The organism is Sphingobium cupriresistens (genome assembly GCF_004152865.1).
Lineage (GTDB): Bacteria > Pseudomonadota > Alphaproteobacteria > Sphingomonadales > Sphingomonadaceae > Sphingobium > Sphingobium cupriresistens.
The window spans coordinates 1-8,174 of sequence record NZ_SEOO01000073.1; the positions used below are offsets into that span (position 1 = coordinate 1).

At 58.1% G+C, this 8,174-nt stretch carries 5 protein-coding genes and 3 pseudogenes; 3 read left to right on the forward strand and 5 right to left on the reverse strand.

Annotation, left to right across the window (positions count from 1 at the left end; translation table 11 throughout):
- Positions 1-129: 129 nt before the first annotated feature.
- Positions 130-1,872: pseudogene (locus tag EWH12_RS21030) on the forward strand (AAA family ATPase); the annotation flags it as partial.
- A gap of 15 nt (positions 1,873-1,887) precedes the next feature.
- A complete protein-coding gene (locus tag EWH12_RS21035) occupies positions 1,888-2,595 on the forward strand; it encodes a DUF6118 family protein (protein WP_129927726.1) in 708 nt (235 codons plus the stop codon).
- 118 nt (positions 2,596-2,713) lie between these two features.
- Here the strand turns inward: EWH12_RS21035 and EWH12_RS21040 are convergent, their stop codons facing one another.
- The 4 genes from EWH12_RS21040 to EWH12_RS21055 all read right to left on the reverse strand — a co-directional run bounded on the left by EWH12_RS21040 (position 2,714) and on the right by EWH12_RS21055 (position 6,412).
- Complete coding sequence (locus EWH12_RS21040; protein WP_129927727.1) at positions 2,714-3,382, reverse strand: extensin-like domain-containing protein; 669 nt, start codon at positions 3,380-3,382, stop codon at positions 2,714-2,716.
- Positions 3,383-3,394: 12 nt separating this feature from the next.
- Entirely contained in the window at positions 3,395-4,135 is a 741-nt protein-coding gene (locus tag EWH12_RS21045) for an N-acetylmuramoyl-L-alanine amidase family protein (protein WP_165363687.1), read from the reverse strand.
- A gap of 109 nt (positions 4,136-4,244) precedes the next feature.
- Positions 4,245-5,588, reverse strand: a complete 1,344-nt coding sequence (locus EWH12_RS21050) for an EAL domain-containing protein (protein WP_129927729.1) — start codon at positions 5,586-5,588, stop codon at positions 4,245-4,247.
- A complete protein-coding gene (locus EWH12_RS21055) occupies positions 5,585-6,412 on the reverse strand; it encodes a tyrosine-type recombinase/integrase (RefSeq protein WP_129927730.1) in 828 nt (275 codons plus the stop codon). Before EWH12_RS21055 ends, EWH12_RS21050 begins: the two co-directional genes overlap by 4 nt.
- Positions 6,413-7,357: 945 nt before the next feature.
- Here EWH12_RS21055 and EWH12_RS22815 point away from each other — a divergent pair.
- Positions 7,358-7,576 (forward strand): annotated as a pseudogene (locus EWH12_RS22815) (transposase); the annotation flags it as partial.
- Positions 7,577-7,638: 62 nt separating this feature from the next.
- Here the strand turns inward: EWH12_RS22815 and EWH12_RS21065 are convergent.
- Positions 7,639-7,989, reverse strand: a pseudogene (locus tag EWH12_RS21065) (IS630 family transposase); the annotation flags it as partial.
- Positions 7,990-8,174 lie beyond the last annotated feature (185 nt).

Genomic DNA, 8,174 nt, shown 5'->3' on the forward strand with positions numbered 1-8,174 from the left:
CGGTCGGGCTCCGCCCTCCCTACGCCGCGCGCAGCGCAAAGGCGCGTGTCCGATCAACCTTGCGCCATCGTGAAAGGGGGTCCCTTTTGCGCGCCGATAGGGGGTCCCGTTTGCACGCCGATTGACAGCCAGATGGAGCGCGTTCTCAGCCACGCCGAAGAGGCAGGCGCGAAGGTGGTGATGGTGGGCGACGCCGAGCAGTTGCAGGCGATCGAGGCGGGCGCGGCGTTCCGCGCGATCCATGAGCGCCATGGCGGCGTCGAGATCACTGACATCCGCCGCCAGCATGAGGACTGGCAGAAGGACGCCACACGGCATCTGGCGACCGGCAGGACCGGCGAAGCGATCCGGGCCTATGCCGACAAGGGCATGGTCCATGCCGCCGAGACGCGCGAACAGGCGCGCGCCGACCTGATCGACCGCTGGAACGCGGCGCGGCAGGCCGAACCCGGCAAGACGCGGATGATCTTCACCCACACCAATGAGGAGGTGCGCACCCTCAACGAGTTGGCCCGCGCGCGGCTGCACCTGGGCAAGGAACTGGGCGACGATGTGCGGGTGAGGACCGCCAACGGCGAGCGGGATTTCGCCTCCGGGGATCGCGTCATGTTCCGGCGCAACGAGCGGAGCATGGAGGTCAAGAACGGCACGCTGGGCGTGATCGAAAAGGTCAGCGAACAGGCCATGACCGTGCGCACCGATGACGGGCGTTCCGTGTCGTTCGACATGAGGGACTATCGCGACCTTGATCATGGCTATGCCGCCACGATCCACAAGACGCAGGCGGTATCCGTCGATCGCACCCATGCGCTCGCCACGCCGGGGATGGACCGGCACGGCACCTATGTGGTCATGACCCGCCACCGCGAAGGCGTGGACCTGCATTACGGGAAGGATGATTTCAAGGACGAGTCCCGCCTTGTCCGCCTGCTCAGCCGCGAGCGTCCCAAGGACATGGCGAGCGACTATGCGAAGCGCGATCCGGCCGAGCAATTTGCCGAGCGGCGTGGCATCACGTTCGGCGAGCGGGTCGCGGAGATCGTCCGGCCGATCGCGGAGAAGGCGCGCGGCATCTTCGATGGCCTGCGCCTCGCGCTGCCGGGGCAGGCCACAGGACAGGAGCGCGAGGCGTCGCCCGCACCCCTGCCAGAGCAGGAACGTCCGCGCGGCATCTTCGACAATTTCCGGCCGCCCGAGCCGCAGACTCCTTCGCATGGACAGGGGATATTCGCGAACTTCCGCCCGCCCGAACCCATCCATGATTCGACCCGCCAGCAGCAGCGCGACGACGCCATGCACCCGATGCGCGCGGGCGGCCTGCGCGGGGCGGTGGAGCGCTATGCAGGCGCGCTCGACGCGATCCGCCAGACCCGCGCGCAGGGCATCGACGCCATGCCCCATCAGATCGCCGCGCTGGAGAAGGCCCGCGACGCATTGGACGCGATCCGGCCCGAAGGCTCCACCGATTTGAACAGCGCCTTCCGCAACGGCCCCGAACTGATCCGCGAGGCGGCGCAGGGGCGCAGCCATGAGGCCGTGCAGGCGATGCAGAAGGAGGCCGAAATCCGCGTCGATCCCTTCCAGCGCGCCGACCGCTTTGTCGAGGGCTGGCAGCAGTTGCAGCGCCAGCATGCCGAGCTTGTGCGCGACGGCAATTTCCGGGCCGCGAAGACCACCGGGCAGCAGATGGCCGACATGGCCAAAAGCCTCGAACGCGACGCTCAGCTTGAATCGCTGCTGGGGCTGCGCGAGCGCGAACTTGGGCTTGAGGGCGGCCGCGACTTGGGCCGCAGTCTCGGGCGCGACCTCGCGGACAGCATTCCCCACGATTCCGGTCGCGATATCGGGCGCGGCATGGGCATGGACCGTTAGACAGGAGCAGAGGATATGGACAACGAACTGCAACCCTACGCGCCGCACGCCGATCCGGCGACGCTGGCGTTCACTCGGCTTGAGCAGGAAATGGCGCTGCTGCGCCGCGCCGTCGAGCATCTGGCCGCCGAGAAGGCCGAAATCGTCATTCACGATTATGGGAAGACGCTGGCCGAGATCGCCAGGCGCATAGGCGCGATGGCCGAGACGCTGGCCGCGCTCGCCGCCATGCCCGCCCTCAAGATGACGCCGGAGGCGTTCGCGGACCGGATGGACATGGCGGCGGCGATGGCGCGGCACGAGGACCATGCCGCGCTTGTCGAAGCGAAACGCGCGCTGGCCGAGACCACGCGCGACCTGCGCACGGCCATCGGCAGCGCCGCTACCATCGACGCGCAGCGCCGCAACCGCCGCCTGTGGGCCATAGGTGGGTTCGCTGCCGGATGCCTGCTGTGGTCGGCGCTTCCCGGCTTTGCCGCGCGCGCCATGCCGATTGGTTGGCATCTCCCCGAGCGGATCGAAGCACGCACGATGGGTGAGCCGTTGCTATGGGATGCCGGTATCCGCCTGATGCACGCCGACAACCCGCAGGCGTGGCAGGAGATCGTCGCCACTACCCGGATGCAAGATGATAACCGCGATGCCCTGACCGCCTGCCAGCACAGGGCCACAAAGGCAAGAATGTCCGTACAATGCACAATCATGGTCAGACCCATGTTGTAAACGCTCGCCGTCCAACCTCTTCCGCTGCCCACTTCACCGGAAGGAGTAGGGCAGCGGAGCCGCTTCACAATCTAGCGCAATAATCTGATAATGGGCGGGAATCGATTCCATCGAAGGCTTATCTACAGAACCCCCCTGCACCACCCATGTCAAAGTGCAAATGATCCTCATGCGCACGATTATAGTCGGGGCCAAGAGCCGTCTTGAACCGCTTGCATGCGCTTTGATGAACGACACGTAGGAACCGGGACTGTCGCTCATCTCCGCGCCAACTATCCTTTACGTTGATGCGTTCCCCGTTCGCCAACACAAAGGAGGCAATATCGATGGCATTGCTGTGCGCGTGTTCCGATATCTTCGTGCTGCCTGCGATAGCGCGACAGCTATAGGTTCCGTAGCTTTCGATCCGAACAACCTCGCTGCCCATGATTTGGCGAGCTGCTGGTTGGACGCCATAACGCGCCCAGGCCGCGAAGTTCTTGGCTAGCGAACATGTCATCGCGCCAATGTTCGTAACCGGGGTTCCGATATCTAACAGTTTGACGCTGTTGAACGCACTACACCCTCCTCCAAATTGCCGATCCGGCAAGGGAGTAAACCTCACTTGCGCGGCCTGGAGGGCAGCCAGACATTGCCGAGCTTCCTCCGATCCAGCGATGGAGGTTCCCGATCGAGGTAACTCAGGCGAGCGTGCCGGTGAAGGAGAAGGGCGATCAGGCAACGCTCCCGCACAAGCCGACAAAGCGAGCATCGGCGCTATATAGGCAATGATCGGCAGCAGCTTCATGGGAGCCAATATCTATCCCGCGATGGACGGCGATGGTGTCGATGCATCATAGCCACGTTCGGAATCGGATGAAAAATAGGTGTCAATTGCCGCACTGATTTCCCTTGCAATTGAAAGCTGGCTTTCTTTGGAAAAGAGCCGTTCAGCATCCTCCTGATTGGTCAGATACCCCGTTTCAATCAAGGCTGATGGCATATCGGGCGCTTTGAGTACTGCGAATGCCGCGAACTGATGGAATGGCCGAACGGCGGACTTCCCATTGAGCTTTTCCTTCAGAATATTTGCAAAAACGCTCGACCTGACAAGGGTCATGTTCTGCGACATATCGAACAGGATGAACTCGGAATCGCTATCCATAGCCGTCAAGTCAGCCCCTCGTATCACGTCGCCCTTATTCGGTCTGGCAATCAGCTTTCGAGCAACATTGCCAGCTTCGCTTTCCGAGAGCGTATAGACTGTCGCTCCTTTCGCATTTGGATTGGAACTGCTGTCGGCGTGGATGGACAAAAATAAGTCCGCACCCAGTTTTCGCGCAAATTGGCGCCTTTCCAAAAGGCTCAAGAACCTATTGTCGGCTCGCGTCAGAGCAACTCGGACTTTCCCAGAGCGGCTTAGCCGGTCTCGGACGGCGAGAGCAATCGCTAATGTCACTTCATGTTCGTACCGGCCCAGTATTGATCGAGCGCCAGGATCATGACCACCATGGCCAGCGTCGATTACGACCAATGGCGGCTGACGGTTGGCCTTCGCCACGGCTAGGTGCGACGGCATCGCCGCTATGGCGACGCATACAAGTCCTTTCGACCATACAGAGGCAAACGGTCGGTGAAGAGCACGAAAATATCCTGCGAAAGTCATTGAACTATGCTGCCGGTGAGTCATCACAAGGGCGTTTGAAATGAGCCTTGAAATCCAGGAGAGCTTGAACGCAGTCTCTATAGCTTGCATCCAACCATCCTCGGACAAGGCTGGGATGGCTCAACTGGAAACCTTGTAGCCATGTCGCGCCCTCTTCACGGGCCATCTGTTCGTGCGCGGCAGTTTCAACGCCTTCAACAATGACGAGGGGTACCAGCGATCGGGCTAGGCCCAATGCATGGCGAAAGGTGTTACGCGTCTGTTCGGTTTCCCCGGCGGTACGCATGAAGAAACTATCAAGTTTTACGATATCCGGTTTCAGAGTCAGTAATTGACGGAGGCCATTGTGGCCAGAGCCGAAATCATCAATGGCGATTCGGCAACCAAATCTACTTAGTGTTCGTACGAAATCGGACAAATCCTTCTGAGATGAAGCTGGCCAACTCTCCGTGATTTCGATTACGAGACGTGGGCCTAAGCTGCGGTTCTCAGCTAGTCGCTTCCTTAGTTCGTTCCAAAATGCATCCTGACCATTGAGATGAAAAGAGGCATTTTGCGCAGATACGTTGACACCAAGACAAACAATGGGATCATCTTCTAGTTGATCGAGTACGGCAGAAACACAGTGTCGATCCAGAACTCTAGATAGTCCAAGACGTTCTAAACATCGTATAGCCTGACCGCACGATATATGTGTGCCATCTTCGGATGATATCCTTAGAAGAGCTTCATAGTATAATATCGTCCCCTTCTTATCAGCCTTAACAATGGGCTGCCAGGCAAGGAATGTTTCACCTCGATCAATCTGATTCAAGAAGGTGACAGCCGAAGCCATATCGGTTCGATAACCCGCCTTCCACTCTTTACCCCACGCCGCATTGAATTCGGGAGCGGACCATGTTGCCCGAAGCATGTCATGGCACTCCTCCAGTAGCGCTACAGCATTTTCTGGAGTGTATATTTCAATAATCTGGGCATATCCGGCAGATACGCTAACGTGGAACTTGTGTTCTTCGACCAGGAGGGGGTGAAGCATAAACCCCATGCATAGGCTCTCAATCATGGTTGCCAGAGCCAATTGCCGATTTCGGCTTGAAAGCGGGACTGCTGCTTCGATGAGATCATCTCTAGACAGGTGCGCCTGTGTGCCAGGAACCCACCTTTCCAGCGCGTCACGTATCTCCATAGCCGCCGCTGTCGCGACACGTTGGCCATATACGGCTTCGATATGACAGAAATTATTGATTCGCAGTGCCAGAAGCAGATCGCCACTTCTGAGAAAATTTCTGTCGAACGAGAATGCGGGTGAGCCAATCCCAGGCCCGCTTGCCAACACGTTCGTCATCATGACCCCCCTTTGAGGGATGACAGAATAGCCAAAATTGTATCAGAGGGCAATATAGCATCCTTCGCAAAGACCGCTTTAACGGGAGGCCGAACGGACTGGCCGTCGATGGAAGCGTCGCTTCCTAGAGCGCGGTTCTTTCCAGCGGGTAAGTCAGCGAGCCTGCCATGAGGCATCACCGTCGAATTAGTGTCACATGCGGACGGAGGGACTCGTTCCGGGGGAGAACAAGTGTCCTCGATTATCCCTCCGTGCGCCTGATTCCTTCCCCACATCCTTGAGGCAATGGCACGCTCTTCCGGACCCATTGCAGAAGTGTAGATTGCTGTTGTCTTGATATCAGCGTGGCCCAGCCATTTTTGCACAAGGTTGAGTGGGACACTGGCTTGGATTGCGCGCACGCCAAAGCCATGTCGCAGTCCCTTGGGCATAGCGTGACCGCCCTTGACACCTGCATCCCGCATAACTTCGCATATTCGACGGTAGCCCGTCATCCGCGACCAGGGCCAGAGCCGGTCATCATCAGAAACATCGCTTTTGAGCCATCGAGCTAGAGTGGTTAAAAATTTCGGAGGAAGAGGGATCGCCCTGTAGATCATTTTCCCACGTTTCTTGAGCGATTTAACGATGACCGCCTTCGCTTCAAAATCAACACTCTCCCGCGTAAGGGATAGAGCTTCCGAAATTCTGCATCCGGTGAAGGCCATCATGCAGCAGAAAATATATATATCGGTCGATTGCGCCCGTGCAGATTGTACAAATCTGTCAATTTCATTGCTTGTAAGGTACTTTCTTCGTCCTTCGCGGTTGAAAATTGTCCACGGCATTCGACTGTACTCTCCGTTTGATTGCGCCCTATTGGATATCGGACCCTGACCGATGGCCCGACTGCTCCCTTCAAAGGAGTCTGATACAATTTTGGCTATAGATTGTCACAGATATTATAATTATTTTTCATTAGGTTAATCCCTATGGGGCGCCATGCTCGCGCGCTTGGGGGGGGCATTCGATGACGGGGCCTCTTTGATAGGGGGAACGGGCAATCAAGGTTCGGGTTGACTGGCAAGCCCCGCAGATGCGCCGGGAAGGGGCGACGATAAGGTCAAGCGTCGGCTGGGCCGTATGCAGTCGCTTCTCAGTAGGGTGGACGAGCTTTCTCGCTCGGTTCCATGCCGTCAGCGTATCTATTTGCAGCGACAGCATCTTTCATTTTCGCCGCCTGTCACAGTCGGTCGGAAAAAGCGCCATCCGATAGGTTTCCAGCAGCATCATTCAAAACCACACAATCCCACTGGACAGTTGGCACTTGTGATGGTATGGGGAGATTGCTTCGGGCAAATGCCGGAGTTAAATCAATGCCTTTCAGCGATTGCCGGGTGCCCGTAGGGGTCACCAGTCAAGTGCTTTAACGCCTTGATTTTGGATGATTTATTCAAGATTTTGGATATTGACTCCACAGATGATCCCACATTTTATGTGAGAGTATATGATAATGAGCCGCTTTTGCGGCGATCCACGATTAGCTCCCGATCAAGCACGCGTCGCTTTCCGGCTTCATCTGTGGACAAATATCAGCGCCATAGCGTTTACGTGACGACAGCGGCTATTTGCGGCGAGTCGAGCGCAATGCTGATCTGCCGATGATATCTTGCGGCTCGTGCTTCTTCAATGGCTTGTGTCGTCCCTTTCGTGACCTGCTCCCTGAAAACTGGTCCGAATTTGATGAGAAATTCCCGGTCAGGTTTGGTTGGTGCCGGACAAGGGAATCGTGGATGAAAACGTCAAGGTTTAGGGGGCCGCAGATCGCGTTCATTCTCAAGCAGGCCGAGGACGGTACGACCGTCGAGGAGGTGTGCCGCAAAGCCGGCATATCGGTTCGGACCTACTATCGATGGCAGAGCAAATATGGCGGACTGATGCCGTCGGAGATGAAGCGGCTGAAGCAGCTCGAGGAGGAGAATGTCCAGCTCAAGCGGCTCGTAACAAAGCTTATACCAAGGTGCATTGATCAGAACCCATGGGCCCATTGGCGCAGTCCGAGGGATATGATGCGCTAGGGCTGTTCGACGAGCTTGTTCCAGGCGAAGCAGCAGTGGTCGACGATGTCATCGTTGGATTGGAAGACGCGGTTCGACAGCCAGTTGTCGCGCATGAACTGCCAGACGTTCTCGACGGGGTTGAGCTCCGGGCACCTGGGCGGCAGCGGCATCAAGGTGATGTTGGGCGGCACGACGAGTTTGACCGATCCATGCCATCCGGCCTGATCGAGCAGCAGAACGGCATGTGCGCCTGGCGCGACGTGGAAGGCGATCTCCTCGAGGTGCATGCTCATCGTCTCGCTGTTGCAGCGGGGCATGACGATGCAGGCGGCTTTACCTTCGGCGGGACAGATCGCGCCTGTCAACGGGCACCGAAGATTCCGCAAAAGTGGGCATCTAAAATTCCCTAGTTTGGCGGGAGGGTTTGTGTCGGTGATCAGCCGTGATGGAGATCGGGCTTTTCCTTTGCTGGCGGGCGGCCGCGCCGCTTTGGCAAGGGCGGCGGGTTGTTGGACGGTGCCATGCGCGCATGCTCGGGCAGCAGGTCGGC

Coding starts and splice junctions, on each gene's coding strand:
- EWH12_RS21055 (WP_129927730.1), bottom strand. CDS start 6,412: ATGCCGTGGACAATTTTCAACCGCGAAGGACGAAGAAAGTACCTTACA.
- EWH12_RS21040 (WP_129927727.1), bottom strand. CDS start 3,382: ATGAAGCTGCTGCCGATCATTGCCTATATAGCGCCGATGCTCGCTTTG.
- EWH12_RS21035 (WP_129927726.1), top strand. CDS start 1,888: ATGGACAACGAACTGCAACCCTACGCGCCGCACGCCGATCCGGCGACG.
- EWH12_RS21050 (WP_129927729.1), bottom strand. CDS start 5,588: ATGATGACGAACGTGTTGGCAAGCGGGCCTGGGATTGGCTCACCCGCA.